Origin of the sequence: Dactylosporangium roseum (genome assembly GCF_025264685.1) — a bacterium.
GTDB classification, from domain to species: Bacteria; Actinomycetota; Actinomycetes; order Mycobacteriales; family Micromonosporaceae; genus Dactylosporangium; species Dactylosporangium roseum.
The window spans coordinates 2,440,223-2,461,029 of sequence record NZ_CP073721.1; the positions used below are offsets into that span (position 1 = coordinate 2,440,223).

Genomic DNA, 20,807 nt, shown 5'->3' on the forward strand with positions numbered 1-20,807 from the left:
TCCGCCGGTACCAGGCCATGATCGGGAACGTCAAGGTCAACTGCCCGGTCGATCGGGGAGAATGACAGGGTGATCCCCGAAGTGCTTCTCGTGTTCGTGCTCGCCGCCGTCGCCGTGATCGTGGGCGTCCGCTGGCTCGCCGCCCGGACCGGCCTGCCGGCCGCGGCGGTCCTGCCGGTGGTCGGCATCGTCTACGCGCTGCTGCCGGGGCCGAACATCGCACTCGAGCCGGAGATCATCCTGACGTTCGTGCTGCCGCCGCTGCTGTACAGTGCGGCACTCAACTCGTCACTGCTGGCCATCCGGCGCAACATGCGCATCGTGGTCAGCCTGTCGGTGATCCTCGTGCTGCTCACCGCGCTCGTGGTCGGGCTGGGGTTCCAGATGTTCGTGGCCGGGGCGACCCTCGCCGCCGGCATCGCGGTCGGCGCGGCCGTCGCTCCGCCCGACCCGGTCGCCGCCCTGGCCGTCGGGCGGCGGGTCGGCCTGCCACCCCGGCTCGTCACCATCATCCAGGGCGAAGGGCTGCTCAACGACGCGACGGCACTGACGATCCTCAGCTTCGCCGTCGCGGCCGCCGTCGGCGGCGAGTTCTCCGCGCCGCGGGCCGTCGGCCAGTTCCTCCTCGCCGCGGCCGGCGGTGCCCTGGTCGGCGCCGCGGTCGCCTACGCGGTGCGGCTCCTGCGGCCGCTCGGCAAGGACCCGCTGATGGCCAACGCGATCTCGCTCGCCACGCCGTTCGTCGCGTACCTGCTGGGCGAGAAGCTCCACGTGTCCGGCGTCCTCGCCGTGGTCATCGCCGGGCTCATCGTCGGCCACGACGCCCCGCGCTCGTCGTCCGGCGCCAGCCGGCTGCAGACCAGCGCCGTGTGGCGGCTGGTCGACTTCCTGCTTGAGGGGTTCGTGTTCCTGCTGATCGGCCAGCAACTGCCGGCGGTCGTCCGCAACCTGCGGGAGTACGACACGTCGACCGTCGTGATCGCGGTCGCCATCGCCGTCGGCGTGACGCTACTGATCCGCCCGCTGTGGCTGGCGCTCACCCAGTTGTTGCCGCGGTCGCTGCACACCCGGCTCGGCAGCGAGAGCGGCAAGCTGGAGGAGGCGCTCGGCGGCCGCGAGGTGGTGGCCTTGAGCTGGGCCGGCACCCGGGGCGTGATCAGCCTCGCGGCCGTGTCCACGCTGCCGCTGGTCACCGACAGCGGCGCGCCGTTCCCGGACCGCGACCTGCTGCTGTTCTGCACGTTCGTCGTGGTGCTCGTCACGCTCGTCGGGCAGGGCCTCACGTTCACGCCGCTGGTCCGCCTCCTCGGCCTGCGGGCCAACGAGGTGGACGAGGCGCGGATCCGCAACGAGGCCCGGTCCGCGTCCGTGCGGGCGGCCCTCGACCGGCTCGACGAGATCGCCCGCGAGGACCACGACGACCTCGACACGCAGGCCATCGAGGCGATGCGGGCCCAGCTCGAGCACCGCCTGCGCCGCTACCAGGGCCGCCTCGACCTGCTGCAGAGCTCCGACTCGCCGGAGATCCCGGTCTCGCCGCGGTACGAGGCGGCGCTGCGGACCCGGCGCGCCGCGATCGACGCCCAGCGCGAGGAACTGCTGCGCTGGCGGGACGCCGGCACGCTGCCCGACGAGAGCCTCCGCCGCCTGGAGCGCGAGCTCGACCACGAGGAGCGGCTGCTGCCCGAACGAACGTCGTGAGACCGGCGCGGAGGCCCAGCCGTGGCCGGCGACCCCGGCCGTCCGGCGCGTCGTACCTCACAGCGGCCGCCGTCCACGATGCAGGCGGTCGCCGATCGTGTTGACATGATCGTGGATCATCGGTCGGTGGCCGCTTGAGCTGCGGTGACGGTTCGAGGTTTGGGAGTGTCCGCGTGTTGTCGTCCTGGCCGGTGTGGCTGATCGGGTCGATCCTGGTCGTGGCCGCCGGATTCGCGGCGGCGTTCGTGCCGCGCCGGCACGCCCGCGCCCGGGACCGGCGGATCGCCTGGTCGGGGGCGCGGGCCGCGATCGACGTGGCGACCGTCAGCCGCGACGCCGCCGGTACCCGGGTGGCCGAGGCCGAGGAGTTGCTCGCCCGCGCCGAGGCGATCGCCGCCGGGCGCGGCGGCCGGGCGGCGGCGCGCACGGCGACCGGCTACGCCCGGGCGGCCGACCGGCTGTGGCGGGCGGCCGCCGGTGCTTGACCGCCGCCGCCTCCGGGGCCTCGCCGGACCGACGCGCTGGGTCGTGCTCGGCATCGCGGTGGCCAGCGTCACCGCCTTCCTGGTCGCGCAGCGGCAGAGCGCCGACACCACGTACGGGCGATCCCCGTCGACCGCGACGATCGCGGAGGGCTCCGCCGGCGAGATCAGCGGCGCGACCCTGCCGTCCGTCGGGGAGATGACGGCCATGGTCGCCGCCGAGCGGGTCGTCCGGCTCCCCGGCGCCGTGGCCGAGTGGGACACCGGCCGGGTGTCGGCGGCGATCGGCGCCTCCGACGTCCGCATCCTCGTCGCGCCGCCCGGGCTCACCAAGGGCCAGCAGAGCGAGGTCCGCAAGGTCGAGAACGCCACGATCCGGATCGTCGGCACCAAGGTGAGCGGCGGCTTCTACCAGGCGTCCGGCAGCACGCTGACCGAGTGGCGCGACCAGTTCGCCCGAAACGACGTCACCGGTCAGTTGGTGGAGCTGATCCGCGCGCTGCGCGAGGACGCCGGCCGCCCGGCGGCGGACGACGCCGCCGGCGGCGCGTGGCGCGACCCGACCGGCGCCGAGCTCGATACGGTCGCCGCCGCGCTGCGGGCCGGCGGGCGGTACGTCGCACCCGGAGCGACGCTCGCGGCCGTGCCCGCCAAGACCGCCGAGGACGCGTTCGGCACCGGCTCGACGTTCGTGGTCGCGCTGCCCGTCCAGCCGAGGGACATGCCGGCGCCCCGCTTCGGGCCGCGCCTGGCCGAGCTGTTCCCGGACCGGCCGATCGTCGTCATGTACGGCGCGTGGATCGAGTACCACGGCCCGCACGCGGCCGACTTCGCCGACGTGACCGCCGCGAGCTTCTACGCCCGGTTCGACGACCGCCTCAGCGCGTACGCCTACCCCCAGGACAACGTGCTGGGCGCCTACCTGGCGCTGGTGACCGACGTCCGCTACGCCGGGTTGTTCGACCGGCCGCTGCCGTATCGCCCGGTCGATCCGCTGCGGGTCGCGCTCCCGGTGCTGCCCTGGCTGTTCGCCGCCTGCGTCGCCGCGTTTCTCGTCCTGTCCGCGCGGGCGCTGCCGGGTCCCCGGCCGCCGAAGGGTCTCGCGGTCGCCGGCCGTGACGGTGTCCCGGCCCGGCTCGCGGGTCTCACCGCCCTCGCCGTCGAGGTCTCCGGGCTCACCGACAACCGTACCGACGCCGCGCTCACCCGCGCGATCAGCAGCCTGGGCGCCGCGCGCGAGGCACTCGACGCGCGGCTGCCCGACCAGCACGTCCGGGGTCTGCTCGACAGCGCCGAACGGGAGCTGGACAGCGTCGGCCGGGCGGTCGGCGTCGCCGGGTACCGCCCGGCGGAGTACCTGCGGGGGCGGCTGGCATGAAGCGGTTCGGTGCCTGGACGCGGCGCGCGCTGCCGACCCCGTTCGGGCTCGCGGTGCTGGGCTGCCTCGTCCTCGCGGGCTGGGCGCTGTGGTCCGGCGGCTTGTTCGACGGACCGATCGCCCGGCACGTCCGCACCTCGTCGGTGTACGCCGTGCCCGGCACCGGCCTCGACACGGCGGTCGCCGAGCGGATCATCGGCAACCGGCGGCTCGTCGTGATCCTGCTGGAGCCGGTGGCGGACCTGCGCGACGGCTGTCACGCGGTGCGCCGCGCCGCGTCCGGCACGCTCGTGCTGCTGATGCGCCGGGACGGCGACGGCGACGGGTTCGACACGTACGGCTGCTCCATGCTGCCCGGCCACGACGACGAGAACTTCGGCAAGGCGTTCGTCGCCGAGACGACCGTCGGCAGCGGCGTCGATCAGTTCGTCGACCGGCCTCTCGACGCGATCAAGGTGATCGCGGTCAACTACGACCGGCTGGCCAAGGCGGACATGGTCCCCACCGACGCGCGGACGATCAGTCCGTCGCTGCCGCGCTACCTCGTGGCGATCGCGGCCGTCGCCGCCGTGCTCGTCGGGGCGGCCGTGCTCTACGGCGGGGCGCGCCGGGCCGGTCGGCTCGCCGCGGCCCGGCGGGACCGGCTCGACCGGGCGACCGACAGCCGCACCGTGCTCAGCGCCGCCACGGCCGTCGTCGCCCAGCAGATCATCGACCTCGACGCACGGTACGCCGCGGCCGTCCGGCGGACCGTCGCCGCGACCCGTGACGGCACGAATCGCCGGCCGGCGAAGCGGCGCTCCGGCGGCACGGAGGCGCCGGACTTCGCGGCCCGGTATCGGAAGCTGACGTCGGAGTACACGAGCCTGCTCGACGACGTCGCGGCGGCCGACCGCCGCGGCGAGGAGGACTTCGCCCGGTTCACCGCCTGCGCCGAGGCACTGGCGGAGCGCTTCCGGGCCCTGGCCGACGACAGGCGCTGAGCCGCGGGGGCAGCGGCCGGCACCACTCGGGCGATGCGCCACCGACCCGGGTCACGACCGGTGTTCGCGGATCGTGGACCACCACGACATGACGATCGCCGCCACCGGCGGCGCGAGGAACACCCCGGCCAGCCCGCCGATCGCGGCGCCGACGACGGTGGCGACGAGCACGACCACCGGGTGCAGGCGCAGGGCACGGCCGAACACGATCGGCCGGAGGACACCTTCGAGGATGTTCTGGGTCACCAGCACGATGCCGAGCATCCACAGCCCGGTGGCGAGGCCGCCGGCGCCGATGGCGACCATGACGGCGAACCCCGCCGAGACCCAGGCGCCCAGGTACGGCACGTAGGCGGCGACGAACGTGACGGCGGCGATCACGAGGAGGAACGGCACCCGCAGCACGGCGGCGCCCGCGGTGATGACCAAGGCGTCCAGCGCCGCGACGGCGGTCGTGCCGAGCACGTACCGGCGGAACTGGACGGCGGCGCCGCGCAGCAGGGCCCGCGCCGACCCGGCCGGCAGCGGCAGCCGCGACTCGATCAGCGCCATCAGGCGCGGGCCGTCCCGGAGGGCGTAGAACAGCAGGTACGAGCCGGCCAGCAGCCCGACGGCGATCTGCCCGACGATGACCGCCCCGTTGGTCAGCGCCGAGCCGAGCCCGAGCAGGGCGGTCCGCCACTGGCCGGACCCCAGGATCGTCCGCACCGGGTCGGCGCCGAGGGTCTCGCGCAGGTACGTGCCGGCGGCCTCCGCGGCGGGCCGCCACCCCGACGCCTGGGTCACCAGCACGTACGCGAGCAGCACCCCCACGGCGATCAGCACGGCCGGCACGATGATCGCACCGGCCAGCGCCGCCGCTCCGCGCGGCACGCGGTGCGCCTGCAGCCGGTCGACGGCGGGCTGGATGGTCACCGCGACGACGATCATGACCAGCAGCGGCAGGATCAGGGGCAGCAGTACCGCGGCGACGACGACCAGCGCGGCGGCGCCCGCCGCGGCGCCGGTGACCGACCAGCCCACCCGGCCGAGCCGCCTGTACCAGACGGCCGGCCCGGGAGCACTCCCGGACCGGCCGTTCGTGGTGCTCATGGACCCGTGGTGCCCGGTCCACGCACGATGTCACCGAAAGTGATGTCTCCCATCGTGTCCCTCCCCGACTACGCAGGATCACCGGGCATCCGCACGAGACTGCCGCCAGGTCTTCAGACTTGGACCACGGCCACCCGGTCGCATCCCTCCGGGAAGGTGAGGAGTGCCGCCGAGGGCTCAGGCCGGCGCACCACCGGACTCGACCGCGGGCCTGGCGCGCCGCGAACGCAGGGCGTACGCGACCTCACCCGCGCCGATGATCAGCGCGCTGATCCCGGTCAGCAGCACCAGCGTGGTGAGCGACGGACCGGGCCACAGCATGAAGGCCAGGCCGACCAGGATCGAGAGCACGCCGAGCGTGGTCAGCCAGACTCTCGCCGTGCCCCTCGTGAACACGCTGATCGCGAGCTGGGTGAAGCCGCTGAGCAGCCAGGCGAGGCCGAGGATGGTGGCGAGCAGGAGCACGCCGCCGGCCGCGTTGCGCACGCAGGCGATCCCGGCGACGATGAGCACCGCGGCGACGAAGCCGGTGAAGATCCGCCGGGCGGTGTCCTGGGCGCCGCCGAGCGCGGCGATCGCGCGCGAGACGCCCAGGACGATGAGCCAGACACCGGCCAGGACGCCGAGAAGGTGCAGCGTCTGGCCCGGCCACACCAGCACGGCGATGCCGAAGAGCACGGTGCTGACCCCGAGGGACAGGACCTGCCAGAACGGCTCGACGGTGGGAGCCCGGCCGCGGTGCGTCGGGGCGTGCCCACGGTGCCAGGAGAACGTCGTCATCGTCCACCTCCATGCGAGTTCGATCCCGCTGGAAGTGTGCGTTCACCGCCGCGCGGCCACCTCATTCGCGCGGGGTGACGTCTCCTCACCCGGCGTCGCGACCGGCCACCGGCGTCACTTGCTGTCCGACTTGCGGGACCGGCCGCTCGTCACCTTCGGCTCCGCGGCGGTGTCGCCGTCCTGATCGAGGAGCTTCATGATCCTCGGGGCCAGCGCCGCGGCCAGGGCCGGCGCCAGTGCGTCGGCCAGCGCGCCCGCCATCGCCTCGGCGATGAGCAGCCGCTCGAGCAACGGCGCGCGTGCCGCGCCGCGGGCCGGCAGCGCCGACATCACCACCTCGAGCACGTTCGGCGCCGAGCGGCCACGGGCGGTCCGGGACGACCCGGCTTCCTCGAGAATCTCCCGGATGGCATCGTCGATCAACGATTCGACCGGGTCCGTGGGCTCCTTCGACGTTCCGTCAGCCGCCACGACTCCTCCTTCTGTTGGTGACGGACCAGGGTGATCCGCCCTCCGGTCTGCCGACCGAAGGGCGGTGCGCGGGACCGCCTACCGGCGGGCCAGCATCGAGGCGAGCAGGAGCGGGTGCTCGATGCCTTCTTCGCCGCTCTCCTCACGGCGGCGCATCAGCGCGGCGAGCAGCAGCGGGTGTTCGATGCCGCTCTCACCGCCCTCCTCGCGCCGGCTCATCAGCGCGGCCATCAGGAGCGGGTGCTCGAAGACGCCTCCACCCTGACGGCGGCGGTGCATCAGCGCCGCGAGCAGGAGCGGGTGTTCGATGCCTTCTTCGCCGCTCTCCTCGCGGCGGCGCATCAGGGCGGCGAGCAGGAGCGGGTGCTCGAAAATGCCTTCACCGCCCTGACGGCGACGGGCGAGTGCGGCCATCATCAGCGGGTGCTCGAAGATGCTCTCCCCGCGTTGCTCACGGCGTGCCATCAAGGCCGTGAGCAACAGGGGAAGCATGCTCTGTTCCTCGCCCTCCTGGGCCTCCGGTCGGGTTCGTTCGGCGGTGCTCGTGCTCATGCGTACCTCCCGTTCAGAGCCGCACCGGGACCGCTGCGGGCCGGTCGCCGGCCGATGCTCGGATCAATCGCCGTACCGCACCAGGGTCGCCTGGTGGAGGACGGCCGGGCGTCACCTGGCCGGAGTGAACGGGTGGCAGCGGCGCCCGGCGCCGAACGCGAACGGCACCGCGCCGGGTGCCGGAACCGATGGCCGGTCGCCCGGTGACCGGCGGCTTTCAGCGGCCGGTGACGCTGAAAATGAAGCCGATGATGAGCAGGATGCCGAGCACGCCGATCGTGATCAGGGCACCCGTGCCCGCGCTCTCCGGCTTGTCGCGCTCGCGGTCGGGCTGCACGGCGTCCCCTCGTTCCCCATGCGGTTCCGGGCTCACCGGCGCTCTGCCGACGCGGCCTCGGACGTGCTGGCTGCCGACCCTAGTGACTAGGCGTCCGTCCCGCAAGGATCTCCTACAGCCGATCGTAGGAAGTTCCGGGCGGGGTCATCGCCGGTTGTCCGGATCGTCCCGGTCCCACCCGCCGTGCTCCGTGACCGCCGCCGGCGAGCCGGCCGCGCCACGTGGCGCGGCCGGCCGTCACTACCGGTCGGCGAGGTTCCTGATGATCCGGCCGAGGGCCCGCATGGTGCGCAGCACCTCGCCGGTGCGGTCGCCGGTGTAGTTGGCGACGACCGCGTACGCGACACCGTCCACCACCCCGGTGTCGGCCCGGACGCCGGTGTCGGTGCCGGTCTTGTTCCACAACGTGCCGTGGACCAGCGGGTCGAGGTCGAACGCGGCGGCGACCATCGACAGGTCCGTGTTGTTCCGCAGCCAGGCCAGCACTCGCGCGGCGCCCGCGTACTCACCGCGATGGATGCCGAGCATCAGCCGGGACAGCTCCGCGGCGGTGCCGGACGACAGCCGCGGCGCGTCCGCCGGTGTGCGCACGTCGCGCACCCGGTCGTGCAGGGCGGTGTCGCGCAGGCCGAGCCGCGTGCCGAGCGCCTGGACCGCGTCGAGGCCCACGCGGTCGAGGAGCACGTTGGTCGCCAGATTGTCGCTGACCGCGCCGACCAGGACCGCGAGGTCCTCGACGCCGAGCACGTCGACGGCCAGGTGCTGCCAGATCCCCGAGTCGGCCACGGGCGCCGTCCGCCGCAGCGGCTCGCCGGCCGCGAGGCTGCCGTCGTCGATGCGCCGCGCGACCTCGAGCAGCAGCAGGACCTTTCCGACGCTGGCCGTGGACAGGACCCGCGCCGCGTCCCGCTCGTAGAGCACGGCACCGTCCCGGTCCCGCACGCACACCGACCACAGGAACTCTTCCACGCGGGGACTGTATTCCGGGACGCCGCCGATGTCGCGACCCGGCCGTCACCGTAGTGCGTCCACGTCCACCCTCGGCAGCTCGGCGGGGTACCCGGCCGGGGACGCCGGTGGGGCCTCGCGCTCCGGCTTCGGCACCTTCTCGTCCAGGAAGCGCAGCAGCTCGACGGGGAACGGCAGCACCAGGGTGGAGTTCTTCTCCGCGGCCACCTCGACCACCGTCTCGAGCAGACGCAACTGCAAGGCCGTCGGGGTCGACGCCATCGTCGAGGCCGCGTCGGCGAGCTTGTGCGACGCCTGGAGCTCGCCGTCGGCGGTGATGATCCGGGCGCGCCGCTCGCGCTCCGCCTCGGCCTGGCGGGACATCGAGCGCTTCATCGACTCGGGCAGCGAGACGTCCTTGATCTCGACGCGGTCGATGTGGACGCCCCACTCGATCGCCGGGCTGTCGATCATCACCTCGAGGCCCTGGTTGAGCCGCTCGCGGTTGGTCAGCAACTCGTCGAGGTCGCTCTTGCCGATGATCGACCGCAGCGAGGTCTGCGCGACCTGAAGGACGGCGAACATGTAGTCCTGCACGTTGACCGCCGCGCGGATCGGGTCGGTGACCCGGAAGTACACCACCGCGTCCACCTTGACGGTGACGTTGTCCCGGGTGATGCCGTCCTGTGCCGGTACCGGCATCGTGACGATCTGCAGGTTCACCCTCTGCATGCGGTCGAGCACCGGCACGATCATCGCCAGGCCCGGCCCGCGGGTGTGGTCGCGCAGGCGTCCGCACCGGAAGACCAGCCCGCGTTCGTACTGCCGGACGATCCGCACACTGCCCAGGAGGGCGGACACCGCCAGGACGATCAGGACGATGAGGACCGGTTCCATGACGCCCCCCGCACGGGAGTGTTCCTCCGCCAGCACATCCACGCTACTGCGGAACCGGCCCGGCGGGGGTGAGTCCCCGGGTGAGGCCGCGCGACGCGGCGTCCGACCCGGGCACACGACCGGCCGTCCGGCACATCAGGCGGGGCTGCCGCTCAGGGCCGCGAGGGCGGCCGGTATGCCGTCGGCGATACGGTCGAGATCCGGCACGGCGCGGTCGTCGGCGTGCAGTCCGATGTGGACCGACTCCCGGTAGGTCGACAGCGCGATGCCGAGCGCCTGCCCGTGGGCCAGGGGAGCGATCGGGTACACGTGCCGCAGCGGCGCGCCGGCGAGGGTCATCGGCCGCGCGGGGATCGGCACGTTCGTGATGGTCGTGTCGAACAGCAGCGGGCCGGCCCGGCGCAGGAGCGGGACGGTGAGGCGCTGCGCCGGAGCCGGCATCCGGTCGGCGAGGACCGGGAACGCGCCCGGCCCGCGGGAGAAGCCGGCGGCCTTGTTGCGGTCCATCGTGGTCCGCACGGTGCGCAGCGCGGTGACCGGATCCGGCTGCTCGATCGGCAGGTCGCAGAGGTAGCCGGAGAGCACGTTGTGCCGCTTCGGCCCGGTGGTCCGGCTGCGCCGGCTGACGGGGATGAACGCCCGGATGCCGAGCCGCTCCGGGCACTGGTCGTTGGCGGTGAGCCACTGCCGGAAGGCCCCGGTGACGACGGCCAGCAGGACGTCGTGCTCGGTGCCGCCGTGCAGCCGCCGCACCCGCCGTACGTCGCGGGTGTCGAGCCGGACGAGCACGAGCCGGCGTGCCGTCGCAGAAGGACGGGCGTGGTCGACCGCCGACGGCAGCAGCGCGGCGAGCCGTACGTGCGACAGCACGGACGTGGCGATGCCGACGCTCCCGGCGACGGTTTCGGCGGCCTGGCCGAGCGCGCGGGCGAGCCGCACGGCGCCGCCGGCCGCGCCGTCGAGCGCGGGAGCGTCCGCGGGCTCGGGCCGCGCGGGCCCGCCGTCCGTGCGGCCGTCCATCAGGCGGAGGCCGAGTTCGACCGTGCGCAACCCGTCCGCCATCGCATGATGCAGCTTCACCAGCACGGCGAAACGACCCTCGGACAGGCCCGTCAGCAGGTGCAACTGCCACAGCGGACGGTCGAGGTCGAGCGGCTCGGCCATCAGCTCGCCGGCGACCGCCGCCATCGCCGTGCCCCGCCGCAGGCGGTGGACGTGCAGGTGCCGGGACATCTCGAACGCCGGATCCGGGGCCCAGGCCGCGCCGCCCGGCGGCAGCCACGTGGTGCGGACCCGCTGCCGCATGGCGGGGATCCGCGCGACGCGCTCGCCGAGCAGTGCCGCCAGCCGGCCGGGCGGCACCCGTTCCCGGGGGTGGAAGACGGCCAGGGCGCCCAGATGCATGGGAGCACCAGGCGATTCCAGCCGAAGAAAGGCGGTATCGAGGGGGCTCAACCGTTCGTCATCCACTGACAGCACTCCATGCGACGCCCGGCAGGGGGACGGCGCGCCGGGAACCCGCCCGATGCGCGCCGTCCCTGAATGTCGCAAGTTCCACCGGCTCATTCGATGCAGGTACGCCAAGGTCACCCCGCATTCGGCGTGAACCACCCGGGGTGAGCGACGGGCGCCGGCGCGATGGCTACGGTGAAACCGTGGGCGTACGGAACCGTCCGGTGACGGTGTTCCTCTGCGGCGACGTCATGACCGGTCGCGGCGTCGACCAGATCCTGCCGCATCCCGGTGACCCGCGGCTGTGGGAGCGGTACGCCGCCGACGCGCTGACCTACGTCGAGCTCGCGGAGCGGGTCAACGGCCCCGTTCCCCGGCCCGTCGACTTCGCCTGGCCCTGGGGCGACGCCTTGCGTGTCCTCGACGACGTCGCGCCCGACGCGCGGGTGATCAACCTGGAGACGAGCGTCACCCGCAACGACGACGCGGCCCCCGGCAAGGCCGTGCACTACCGGATGGCCCCCGAGAACGTCCCGTGCCTGGCCGCCGCCCGGCCCGACGTCTGCGTCCTGGCCAACAACCACGTGCTCGACTTCGGCCGCCTCGGGCTCGCCGACACGCTCGGCGCGCTGGCGGGCGCGGGAATCGCGACGGCGGGCGCGGGGAGCACCGCGGCTGCGGCCGGGCGGCCGGCCGCCGTCGGGATCGGTGGCGGCGGGCGCGTGCTCGTCCTGTCGTTCGGCGCGGAGTGCAGCGGCATCCCGCGGAGCTGGGCCGCGACCCGGGACGGGTCCGGCGTGCAACTGCTGCCCGACCTTTCCCTGGCGACCGCCGCCGCGGTCGGCGAGCGCGCGCGCCGGGTGAGACGGCCGGGCGACGTCGTCGTGGCCTCCGTCCACTGGGGCTCGAACTGGGGGTACGAGGTGTCGCGCCGGCACGTCGACTTCGCGCACCGGCTCGTCGACGCCGGCGTCGACATCGTGCACGGGCACTCCGCGCACCACCCCCGGCCGATCGAGGTGTACCGGGGCAGGCTCGTCCTTTACGGCTGCGGCGACACGATCGACGACTACGAGGGCATCACCGGCCACGAGGAGTTCCGCGACGACCTGCGCCTGCTGTACTTCGCCACGGTGGAACCGGGCACCGGGCGGTTGGCCGGGCTGCGGATGGCCCCGCTGCGGGCCCGCCGGATGCGCCTGCACGACGCCTCGGCCGGGGACGCCGAACTCCTGCGGAGCGTCCTCGGCACGATCAGCCGCCGGTTCGGGACACGGGTCGACCTGCGCGACGACGGCATGCTCCACCTGCGCGTCGCCGGCGAGTGACCGTGAAGGTGGTTGCCGCGCCGTCCGTCGGCGGCGGGCGGGTGGGTTCCGCCTGCGGCGTCGTAGCGTTGCCAGGAGGTACCGCGGCCCGGCCAGGGGCGCCGGAAGGAGGACATCATGGTCTTCGAGAAGGTGAAGGAGTCCGCCAAGCGCGGCCTGGAGCAGGGCCGGTCGCGCATCGAGGAGACGCGGGCGGTCCGGCAGCGGAACAGGCTGCTGCAGGAGCTCGGCGAGGCGTACTACGCCGAACACAGCGGCAAGGCGGCACCCGAGGCCGTGGCCGGGAAGCTGGAGGCCCTCAACGAGCACGAACGGTCGCAGCGCGAACTCCAGGCGAGCCGTGTCGAGCGGGGCCGCCGGGCGCGGGACATCATGCACCCGGGCGCCGAGTGCATCGGTGAGCACGAGAACATCACGAGCGCCGCGCGGAAGATGCGCGAGCTCAACGTGGGCTCGCTGCCCGTCTGCGGTGCGGAGGACCGGCTGCACGGCATCGTCACCGACCGCGACATCATCGTGAAGAGCATCGCCGACGGCCGGGATCCCAACGAGGTCAAGGTGCGCGATCTCGCCCAGGGCTCGGTGGTGTGGGTGGACGGCGACGCCGGACTCGACGAGGTGCTGCGCCGGATGGAGGACCATCAGATCAAGCGGCTGCCGGTCATCGAGAACCACCGGCTGGTCGGCATGATCAGCGAGCAGGATCTCGCGCGCAACCTCGACGAGCACCGGCTCGCCGAGTTCGTCGAGAAGGTGTACGCGACACCGTGACGCTCACCGTCTCCAGCCCGGTCTTCGCCGAGGCGGCAGAGATACCGCGGCGCTTCACCTGCGAGGGCGCCGACGTCTCGCCGCCGCTCGGCATCACCGGGCTGCCGGCGGGCACCGCGGAGGTCGCGCTGCTCGTCGAAGACCCCGACGCCCCCGGCGGGACCTTCACCCACTGGGTCATGTGGGGCATCGGCCCCGACCGGGCGGGCATCGGGGAGGGCGAGGTGCCGCCGGGCGCCGCCCAGGGCCGCAACGACTTCGGCCAGGAGGCCTACGGCGGCCCCTGCCCGCCGCGCGGCCGGTCCCACCGGTACACGTTCGAGGTGCTCGCCCTGGCCGAGCCGCTCGGCCTCGCCCCAGGCGCCTCGGCCGGCGACCTGCGGCGGGCCGCGGCGGGCAAGGTGCTCGACTCCGGCCGCCTCACCGGCCGGTACCGGCGCCACTGACACCCGCGAGGAAGGCTGGGTTTTCCCTCGCCCGGCCCTCGTTCCGTCCCTCGCGTACAGCCGCGGGAGCGTCTCGCGGGCCCACCTCCCGATAGCCTTCCCATCGACGCAGTCAAACTGATCGATGGGGAGGCCGACATGTCACGCTTGCGGCGTGCACTGTTGTCGATCGCACTACTCGTCGGGCTGGTCGGCGCGGTCGGGGTCACGAGCCCCGCCGTTGCCGCCGAGACCGACATCCTGAAGCGGCTCCAGGCGCTGCCGGGGCTGACCGTCCTGGAGGAGCGACCGGTCGCCGCGCCGTACCGCTTCTTCATCCTGAGCATCGCGCAGCCGGTCGACCACAACCGTCCCGAGACCGGCACCTTCCAGCAGCGGTTCACCCTGCTGCACCGGGGCACCGACCGGCCGATGGTGCTGCACACCACCGGCTACAACGTGCCGGCGTACGCGTTCCGGTCCGAGCCGACCCGGCTGATCGACGGCAACCAGATCTCCGTCGAGCAGCGCTTCTTCACTCCGTCGCGGCCCGAGCCGGCCGACTGGTCGAAGCTGACGATCCAGCAGGCCGCCGCCGACCACCACCGCATCGTCACCGCGCTCAAGCGGATCTACGCCCAGAAGTGGATCTCGACCGGGGCGAGCAAGGGTGGCATGACCTCGATCTACCACCGCAGGTTCTACCCCGACGACGTCGACGGCACGGTCGCCTACGTCGCGCCGCAGGACGTCGTCAACGCCGAGGACTCCGCCTACGACCGGTTCTTCACCGCGGTCGGCACCGCGCAGTGCCGGGCGGCGCTCGACGCCGTGCAGGTCGAGGCGCTGCGGCGGCGGACCGAGCTCGTCGCCCGCTACCAGGCGTGGGCCACGGGGAACGGCCGCACGTTCGGCATCGTGGGCAGCGCCGACCGGGCCTTCGAGTTCATGGTCAACGGCACGACGTGGGCGTTCTGGCAGTACAGCCTGGAGAGCGACTGCGCCGGTGTGCCGCCCGCGACCGCGTCCAGCGACGACATCTGGGCCTGGCTGGACCTGACCTCCGGCCTGGACTCGAGCACCGACCAGGGCGTGACGCCCTACGTCCCGTACTACTTCCAGGCGTCGTACCAGCTCGGCTACCCGGTGGTCGAACTGCCGCACCTGGCGCGCCTGCAGCACTACCGCGGCCAGGACCGGGCACCGTCGTACATCCCCAAGGAGATCGTGCCGCGCTTCCAGCCCTTCGCGATGGACGACATCGACGTCTGGGTCAAGCTCTTCGGCCGCCGGCTGCTGTTCGTGTACGGCCAGAACGACCCGTGGGGCGCCGAGCCGTTCCGCCTGGGCCCCGGCACCAGGGACTCGCTGACCTACACCGCGGCGGGCGCCAACCACGGCGCGAACATCAGCCGCCTGACGGCCGAGGAGGCGGCCACCGCGACGGCGGCGCTGCGGCGCTGGGCCGCCGTCACCGCCCCCACGGCGTTCAGCGCGTCGTCCGCTCCCGCGTACATCCCGTCGCTCGACGACCACAACCTGGCACTGGACCGCCGCTTCAACCGGTAGTCCCGGGCCTCGACCGCCGGGCCCGTCCCGCCGCGCGCGGGGCGGGCCCGGCCGTTTCCGCGGTAGGGTCCGGTGTGGCCGACGCACTCGGATCCCAGCGCGACCTCTTCGACGTGCCGGAGGACGTCGCGTATTTCAACGCGGCCAGCCTGTCGCCGATGCTGCACGCGGTCCGGGAGGCCGGCGAGGCGGCGCTGCTGCGGCGGTCGCGGCCGTGGACGATCCGCGAGCCCGACTGGTTCACCGACGTCGAGCGACTGCGGTCGCTGTTCGGCCGGCTGGTCGGCACCGACGCCGAGGGCGTCGCCCTCGTGCCGGCGACCAGTTACGGCCTCGCCGTGGCCGCCGCCAACCTCCCGCTCGGCCCGGACGACCAGGTGCTCGTGCTCGCCGACGAATACCCGTCGGGCATCCACACCTGGCGGCGGGCGGCCGGACCGGCCGGCGCGGCGATCCGGACCGTGACGCGCGAGGCCGGGCAGTCGTGGACCGACGCGATCCTCACCGCGATCGACGAGCGGGTGGCGATCGTGTCCGTGCCCAACGTGCACTGGACCGACGGCGGCCTGGTCGAGCTGGACCGGGTCGCGGCACGCACCCGCGAGGCCAGCGCGCGCCTGGTCGTCGACGTGAGCCAGTCCCTCGGTGTGATGCCGCTCGACGTCACCGAGCTCCGGCCCGACGTGGTCGTGTCGGTCGGCTACAAGTGGCTGCTGGGCCCGTTCGGCCGCGGGTACTTGTGGGTCGCGCCCGAGCACCGCGACGGCCGGCCCCTGGAGGAGAACTGGATTCTCCGGGCCGGCGCGCAGGACTTCTCCCGGCTCGTCGACTACGGCGAGGACTACCTCCCCGGGGCCCGGCGGTTCGACCAGGGCGCCCGGACGCTCTTCGAGCTCACCCCGATGGCCGTCGCGGCGCTGGAGCAGGTCCTCGCCTGGGGCCCGCCGCGCATCGCCGCCGCGCTCGCCGGGATCACCGCCGGCCTCGCCACCCGCGTCGCCGCCGCGGGTGTCGGTGTGATCGCCACCGAGCCGCGCGGCCCGCACCTGCTGGGGCTCCGCGTGCCCGGCGGCAGCGCCGACCGGGTCGCCGCCGCCCTGCGCGAGGCGAACTGTTTCGTGGCCCGCCGCGGCGAAGCCCTCCGCGTGGCGCCGCACGTGCACGTCACGCCCGCCGACGTCGACCGCCTCGTCACGACCTTGGTCGCCGCGCTCTGACTCGCTCGTCACGCCGGGTCAGCCGCGCGCCGGCTCGGCGAGCGCGGCGGGATCGGCCTCCGCCGCGCGGCGCCGCGCCCGCCTGCTGTAGAGGATCGTCCAGGTGACCAGGCCGGCGGTGACGGCATAGGGCAGGACGGCGGAGACGGCCACGGTCGCGCCGACCGTCAGCACCTCGGCCAGCTCGATGCGGACCGCCGCCTCGGCGAGGAAGACCGCGCCCCACACCACGGTCAGCGTCCGCTGGGTGCGCCGGAACCCTCCGAACCGCCACAACCCGTCCCACCAGGCGACGCGCTCGGGGGAGCCGTCGGTGGCGAACTTGCGCCCGAAGTAGAACATCAACGGCCGGGGCGCCAGCAGGGATCCGAGCAGGACCAGGCCGAACAGTCCCGTGACGGCGGACTCCTTGAGCAGCACCAGGCGCTCGTCGTCGAGCAGGAGGGACGAGCCCACCCCGAGCGCGATGACGATCAGCGTGAGCACGCCGATCTCGTCGATCCGGCGCCGGACCGCCCACAGCACCCCGACCTCGACGACCGGCCAGACGGCGCTGACCGCCAGCGCGGACACCTCGCTCATGCCGCGGTCGGTCAACACCTGATAGGTCATGAGCGGCAACGCGACGTTGCAGACCAGGGTGGGACCCCAGTTGAGCAGGAGGCTTGCGAGCCGCCCCATGACGACCTCCCCGAATGAGTCGATTATGCTCACGTACGTGCAGCGGATCGTATCATCTCAAGCCGGGGGACGGTCGGCGTCGCTCGTGCCGTTCCTCTTCGGCGTGGCCCAGCGCCCGGAGCTGCCCGGCGTCGGCCTGACCCGGCTGCTCGGGGACTTCGGCCTCACCGGGGCCGCCGCCCGTGCCCTGCTGCTGCGGATGCGCCAGGAAGGCAAGCTGGCGAGCGTGCGTCGGGGCCGGGGCGTCGGCTACCGTCTCGCGGGTGAGTACGGTCACCGGTTCGACCGGATCCGCCGCGCCGACCACACGCCACCGCCGTCCTGGCCGGGCTCCTTCCACGCGGTGCTGTACCAGGTGCCGGAGTCTCGGCGGGCGTTCCGTGACGCCCTGCGCCGGGCCGCCGTCCACGCCGGTTACGGGCTGCTGCAGCAGGGCGTCCTGATCGCGCTGGAGGACCGCACCGGAGCGGTGGCGCCGCTCGCCGACCCGCCCGCCGACGCGGCGCTGTTCGTCACGCGGCTCGCCATGGACGAGGCGGACGCCGCCCGCGCCGCCCGGCTGGCGTGGGACCTCGACGCGCTCGCCGGCACGTTCGCCGGGCACACCGAGTCGCTGCGCGCCGCCCTGCGCGACCAGACCGCCGCCGCGCCGGAGCCGGGCCCGGTCACGCTGCGCCGCTACGCGGAACTGCTCCGGACCCCGATGGTCGAGAGCCTGCGCAGCCCCCGGCTGCCGGCGGCACTGCTCCCGGCCGACTGGCCGCTGCCTGACCTCTGGCGCGCGATCCTGGAGGTGCAGCAGGTGTACGGCGCCCCCGCCGTGAGCTACGTCACCAGCGTGCTCGACGCCCCGCGCTGATCCCAGCCCAGCCCAGCCCGGCCGGCCCAGCCCAGCCCGGCATCGGCGGCCGGCCCGGCCCGGCCCAGCATCGGCGGCCGGCTCGTGCCGGGATCGGGGCCGGGCCGGGCCGGGAATGGCGGCTGCCCTGTCCGGGGCGCTCGTGCGGATCGCCGGGATGACTGTCCAATGTGGTCACTTCGGCGCGGCACGCGTGGCCGCGCCGCACCTGCCGGCCGGGCCGGGCAACGCCTTGATCATGGGAAAGATGTGGCTGTCAGGGTAGCCACATCTTTCCCGTGATCATGAGGTCGAGCGGCCTGGCGTTGGATTGTGCCGGAACGCGCGTCTCGGCGGCGGCACCTCCGAGGCCCGCACCCGAATTGTCGGTCTCCGCGCGCTTCGGCCGGATGACCGGCCCGCCTGGAGGAAAGCCCGGGTCGTAGGCCAGGTTTTCCTCCAGCGAAGATTCGCGATCAGGAACGTCGCCAGGGCCACTTGCCGGCGGGCGGTGGCGTCGTCCACACCTGACCGTGGGCTAAGGTCGGGCGGCCGACACGGCATGACAGGGATAGGTAAGCTGCGATCTCGACAGCATACGTGAAGCAACGGGGGATGCCGGCAGATGACTCAAGCGCCCACGTCCGTGCGGGCCACGCCGCCGGGGGATGACGCCGGCTCGCGGCCGCGGCTGCGGCGCAGGCCCGGATACGTCGGGGCCTTGCACATCGGGCGGCTGGTGCTCATCGAGGCCGTGATCCTGGGCATCGCCGCCGCGTTGCCGCGCGGACCGGTCGTCGCGGGGGTCAGCGCGTTCGCCGGGATCCTGGTGGCCCTGGTCGTCCTGCTGCGCTCGCACGGCCAGTGGTGGATCGAGCGCCGGTCGCTGTCGCGGCAGCACGCGCGGCGGCGCCGGGCGCGCCCGGCCGACGGCGCGCCCGGGGAGCGGCGGCTGACCATGCTGCGCACGCTCGCGCCCGGGCTGGTGATCCAGGACGCGGGTGTGGCCGGGGCGGAGTCCGGCACGCGGATCGGGATCGGCTGTGACGCCGCCGGGTGGTATGCGGCGGCGGTCGTCGGCCCCGAGCACTCGATGCGCGGCGACGCCGAGCCGGGCGTGCCGCTCGACCTGGCCGCGCGGGTCCTGGACGACGCCGAGCACCCGGGCGCGATCGTGCAGGTGACGACGCTGAGCGTGCCGGCGCCGTGGCAGCAGGTCGATCCCGGCCAGGCCGCCGCCCGGTCGTACCGTGAGCTGCAACAACTCCAGCAGGGGACCCCTCCGCTGCCGGCGGAGCGCACGACCTGGGTCGCGGTGCGGCTCGAGGCGCGCTCCCGGGCGCAAGCCGGCATGGCCGGCAGCTACGACGCCGAGCACGCGCCCGCGCTGGTCGCCTCGCTGATCCGCAAGGTCGGCCGGCTGCTGCGCGAGGCCGGGCTCGACCACCACATCCTGACCGCCGACGAGCTGGCCGCCGCCGTGAGCCGGGCCTGCGAGCTCGACCCGGCCGCGCCGGGCGGCTCCGGGAGCCCTCGCGAGGACTGGACGGCGTGGCGCTCCGGCGAGCTGTCCCACGCCGCCTTCTGGCTGCGCGGCTGGCCTCGGATGCAGGACACCCCCGCCGTGCTCGACTGGCTCACGTCGATGCCGTCGGCGTCGTCGGGCGTGTCGATCACGCTCACGCGCGACGACACCGGGCTGGCGGTGCGCTGTCTGCTGCGGGTCTCGGCGGCCGGTGACGCGCTCGAGCCGACGGTACGGGCCGTGAGCGAGGCCGCCGGCGCCATGCAGGCCGAGATCGTGCGCCTCGACGGCGAGCACGGGCCCGCCGTCTACGCCTGCGCGCCGACCGGGGGAGGTGCCAAGTGACCCAGCCGCCACCGCCACCGCACCAGCCCGGACCTCCCGGCCGTCCGGCAGCGGCACAGCACGCCGCCGGTCCCGCCCGGCACCAGGCCGCACCGCCGCAGCAGCGCCGGGCGGCGGCCGACGCCCGGCCGGCGGTCGTCACGCAGCCGCCGCCCGGTCTCGAGACCGGCCAGGCCCGGCAGGCGGTGCCGTGGCAGGCGCAGGCGACGGCGTCCGCCCAGGCCGCGGCCTCGGTCGCCGCGCCCGAGGAGGCGCTCACCGCCCGGCCGGCACCCACCGGGCCGCCGCCCGAGGCGCGGCAGGGCCCGGCCACCGCTCGCGGGGAGCGGCACAAGGCGCTGTCACACCGGTTGCCCGCGCTGCACGTCGGCTGGCACGCGGTCAGCTCCGCGATGCTGCGCGGCGTCACCGCCGGGGGTGGCGCGACCGGGCTGCTCCTCGGCGTCGACTACCAGCGGCAGCCGGTGTCGATCCGGTTCTTCCGGCCGCAAGCGACCCGCGTCACGCTCGTCGGCGGGCTGTGGGCCGCGCGGATCCTGGTGTTCCGGGCGCTGGCGCTCGGCGCGCGGGCCGTCGTCATGACCGGTGACCCTCGGTCGTGGCAGGGCCTCGGCGAGTGGGCGACCGGCATGGCCGACCGGATGGTGCTGTGGAACGATCCACGCCCGCCGGCCGTGCCTGCCAACGCCCGGCAGCCGCTGCTCGTCGTCGACGACGCCGGGACCACCGGCGGTGTCGTCACGCCGAAGCCGCAACCCGGCCCGTGGCAGACCCAGGTGACCGTGCTGCGCCACCTCGGCCCGGAGAACGCGCACGCGTTGCAGGGCAGCAACCTGGTCATGCTCCAGCGGCTCAGCGCCCCGGAGGCGGCCGTCGCCGGCTCGGCGCTGAACCTCACCGAACAGGGCGCCGGCCTGCTGCAGGAGATGGCGCCCGAGATGCTCGCGCTCATGGGCAGCGACGCCAACCGCTACATCTGGCTCGCCCCGACCAGCATCGAGCAGCAGTACCACGGACCGCCGCAGCGATAGCCGA

General features: G+C 74.0%; 20 protein-coding genes. 12 read left to right on the forward strand and 8 right to left on the reverse strand.

Annotation, left to right across the window (positions count from 1 at the left end; genetic code table 11):
* The first annotated feature begins 69 nt into the window (after positions 1–69).
* From Drose_RS12100 to Drose_RS12115, 4 genes are all read left to right on the forward strand, one after another.
* The gene (locus tag Drose_RS12100; RefSeq protein ID WP_260728267.1) at positions 70–1,701 is read left to right on the forward strand and encodes a Na+/H+ antiporter; all 1,632 of its coding nucleotides are present in this window, start codon (positions 70–72) and stop codon (positions 1,699–1,701) included.
* Positions 1,702–1,874: 173 nt separating this feature from the next.
* Entirely contained in the window at positions 1,875–2,186 is a 312-nt protein-coding gene (locus Drose_RS12105; protein WP_260728268.1) for a DUF6403 family protein, read from the forward strand.
* The gene (locus tag Drose_RS12110) at positions 2,179–3,561 is read left to right on the forward strand and encodes a hypothetical protein (RefSeq protein ID WP_260728269.1); all 1,383 of its coding nucleotides are present in this window, start codon (positions 2,179–2,181) and stop codon (positions 3,559–3,561) included. Before Drose_RS12105 ends, Drose_RS12110 begins: the two co-directional genes overlap by 8 nt.
* A complete protein-coding gene (locus tag Drose_RS12115; protein ID WP_260728270.1) occupies positions 3,558–4,544 on the forward strand; it encodes a hypothetical protein in 987 nt (328 codons plus the stop codon). The genes Drose_RS12110 and Drose_RS12115 overlap by 4 nt, the downstream gene beginning before the upstream one ends.
* Before the next feature lie 51 nt (positions 4,545–4,595).
* On the opposite strand, the gene Drose_RS12120 is transcribed toward Drose_RS12115, so the two are convergent.
* The 7 genes from Drose_RS12120 to Drose_RS12150 form a co-directional block, all read right to left on the reverse strand.
* Positions 4,596–5,636, reverse strand: a complete 1,041-nt coding sequence (locus Drose_RS12120) for an AI-2E family transporter (RefSeq protein ID WP_260728271.1) — start codon at positions 5,634–5,636, stop codon at positions 4,596–4,598.
* Between the two features lie 177 nt (positions 5,637–5,813).
* Positions 5,814–6,416, reverse strand: coding sequence for an HdeD family acid-resistance protein (locus Drose_RS12125; protein WP_260728272.1), 603 nt, complete (start codon positions 6,414–6,416; stop codon positions 5,814–5,816).
* Between the two features lie 114 nt (positions 6,417–6,530).
* Positions 6,531–6,887 carry a hypothetical protein gene (locus Drose_RS12130; RefSeq protein ID WP_260728273.1) on the reverse strand — a complete coding sequence of 119 codons (357 nt, stop codon included), beginning with the start codon at positions 6,885–6,887 and terminating at the stop codon, positions 6,531–6,533.
* Between the two features lie 78 nt (positions 6,888–6,965).
* Positions 6,966–7,439 (reverse strand): hypothetical protein, encoded by a 474-nt coding sequence (locus Drose_RS12135; protein ID WP_260728274.1) that lies wholly within the window; start codon positions 7,437–7,439, stop codon positions 6,966–6,968.
* 577 nt (positions 7,440–8,016) lie between these two features.
* A complete protein-coding gene (locus Drose_RS12140) occupies positions 8,017–8,745 on the reverse strand; it encodes a serine hydrolase (protein ID WP_260728275.1) in 729 nt (242 codons plus the stop codon).
* 45 nt (positions 8,746–8,790) lie between these two features.
* Positions 8,791–9,621 carry a slipin family protein gene (locus Drose_RS12145; RefSeq protein WP_260728276.1) on the reverse strand — a complete coding sequence of 277 codons (831 nt, stop codon included), beginning with the start codon at positions 9,619–9,621 and terminating at the stop codon, positions 8,791–8,793.
* Positions 9,622–9,756: 135 nt separating this feature from the next.
* Positions 9,757–11,025, reverse strand: a complete 1,269-nt coding sequence (locus Drose_RS12150) for a wax ester/triacylglycerol synthase family O-acyltransferase (RefSeq protein WP_260728277.1) — start codon at positions 11,023–11,025, stop codon at positions 9,757–9,759.
* A 251-nt stretch (positions 11,026–11,276) separates the two neighbouring features.
* Here Drose_RS12150 and Drose_RS12155 point away from each other — a divergent pair, with 251 nt between their 5' ends.
* From Drose_RS12155 to Drose_RS12175, 5 genes are all read left to right on the forward strand, one after another.
* Positions 11,277–12,401, forward strand: coding sequence for a CapA family protein (locus Drose_RS12155; protein WP_260728278.1), 1,125 nt, complete (start codon positions 11,277–11,279; stop codon positions 12,399–12,401).
* 117 nt (positions 12,402–12,518) lie between these two features.
* Entirely contained in the window at positions 12,519–13,172 is a 654-nt protein-coding gene (locus tag Drose_RS12160; protein ID WP_260728279.1) for a CBS domain-containing protein, read from the forward strand.
* Positions 13,169–13,618: a YbhB/YbcL family Raf kinase inhibitor-like protein gene (locus tag Drose_RS12165; RefSeq protein WP_260728280.1), complete on the forward strand. Its 450-nt coding sequence runs from the start codon at positions 13,169–13,171 to the stop codon at positions 13,616–13,618. Before Drose_RS12160 ends, Drose_RS12165 begins: the two co-directional genes overlap by 4 nt.
* A 138-nt stretch (positions 13,619–13,756) precedes the next feature.
* On the forward strand, positions 13,757–15,166 hold the full coding sequence (locus Drose_RS12170; protein ID WP_260728281.1) for a S28 family serine protease: 1,410 nt from the start codon (positions 13,757–13,759) through the stop codon (positions 15,164–15,166).
* Between the two features lie 74 nt (positions 15,167–15,240).
* Positions 15,241–16,383, forward strand: coding sequence for an aminotransferase class V-fold PLP-dependent enzyme (locus tag Drose_RS12175; RefSeq protein ID WP_260728282.1), 1,143 nt, complete (start codon positions 15,241–15,243; stop codon positions 16,381–16,383).
* Positions 16,384–16,401: 18 nt separating this feature from the next.
* On the opposite strand, the gene Drose_RS12180 is transcribed toward Drose_RS12175, so the two are convergent.
* Complete coding sequence (locus Drose_RS12180; protein ID WP_260728283.1) at positions 16,402–17,064, reverse strand: VC0807 family protein; 663 nt, start codon at positions 17,062–17,064, stop codon at positions 16,402–16,404.
* A 25-nt stretch (positions 17,065–17,089) separates the two neighbouring features.
* Here Drose_RS12180 and Drose_RS12185 point away from each other — a divergent pair, with 25 nt between their 5' ends.
* The 3 genes from Drose_RS12185 to Drose_RS12195 all read left to right on the forward strand — a co-directional run bounded on the left by Drose_RS12185 (position 17,090) and on the right by Drose_RS12195 (position 20,803).
* The gene (locus Drose_RS12185; RefSeq protein WP_260728284.1) at positions 17,090–17,923 is read left to right on the forward strand and encodes a hypothetical protein; all 834 of its coding nucleotides are present in this window, start codon (positions 17,090–17,092) and stop codon (positions 17,921–17,923) included.
* A gap of 604 nt (positions 17,924–18,527) precedes the next feature.
* Positions 18,528–19,772 (forward strand): type VII secretion protein EccE, encoded by a 1,245-nt coding sequence (locus tag Drose_RS12190; RefSeq protein WP_260728285.1) that lies wholly within the window; start codon positions 18,528–18,530, stop codon positions 19,770–19,772.
* Complete coding sequence (locus Drose_RS12195) at positions 19,769–20,803, forward strand: hypothetical protein (protein WP_260728286.1); 1,035 nt, start codon at positions 19,769–19,771, stop codon at positions 20,801–20,803. The genes Drose_RS12190 and Drose_RS12195 overlap by 4 nt, the downstream gene beginning before the upstream one ends.
* The last annotated feature ends 4 nt before the right edge of the window (positions 20,804–20,807 follow it).

What these genes read in the sequence shown, in the direction of transcription:
- Drose_RS12115 (WP_260728270.1), top strand. Translation starts at nt 3,558, where the DNA reads ATGAAGCGGTTCGGTGCCTGGACGCGGCGCGCGCTGCCGACCCCGTTC.
- Drose_RS12120 (WP_260728271.1), bottom strand. Translation starts at nt 5,636, where the DNA reads ATGAGCACCACGAACGGCCGGTCCGGGAGTGCTCCCGGGCCGGCCGTC.
- Drose_RS12125 (WP_260728272.1), bottom strand. Translation starts at nt 6,416, where the DNA reads ATGACGACGTTCTCCTGGCACCGTGGGCACGCCCCGACGCACCGCGGC.
- Drose_RS12135 (WP_260728274.1), bottom strand. Translation starts at nt 7,439, where the DNA reads ATGAGCACGAGCACCGCCGAACGAACCCGACCGGAGGCCCAGGAGGGC.
- Drose_RS12145 (WP_260728276.1), bottom strand. Translation starts at nt 9,621, where the DNA reads ATGGAACCGGTCCTCATCGTCCTGATCGTCCTGGCGGTGTCCGCCCTC.
- Drose_RS12150 (WP_260728277.1), bottom strand. Translation starts at nt 11,025, where the DNA reads ATGCATCTGGGCGCCCTGGCCGTCTTCCACCCCCGGGAACGGGTGCCG.
- Drose_RS12160 (WP_260728279.1), top strand. Translation starts at nt 12,519, where the DNA reads ATGGTCTTCGAGAAGGTGAAGGAGTCCGCCAAGCGCGGCCTGGAGCAG.
- Drose_RS12170 (WP_260728281.1), top strand. Translation starts at nt 13,757, where the DNA reads ATGTCACGCTTGCGGCGTGCACTGTTGTCGATCGCACTACTCGTCGGG.
- Drose_RS12180 (WP_260728283.1), bottom strand. Translation starts at nt 17,064, where the DNA reads ATGGGGCGGCTCGCAAGCCTCCTGCTCAACTGGGGTCCCACCCTGGTC.
- Drose_RS12185 (WP_260728284.1), top strand. Translation starts at nt 17,090, where the DNA reads ATGCTCACGTACGTGCAGCGGATCGTATCATCTCAAGCCGGGGGACGG.
- Drose_RS12190 (WP_260728285.1), top strand. Translation starts at nt 18,528, where the DNA reads ATGACTCAAGCGCCCACGTCCGTGCGGGCCACGCCGCCGGGGGATGAC.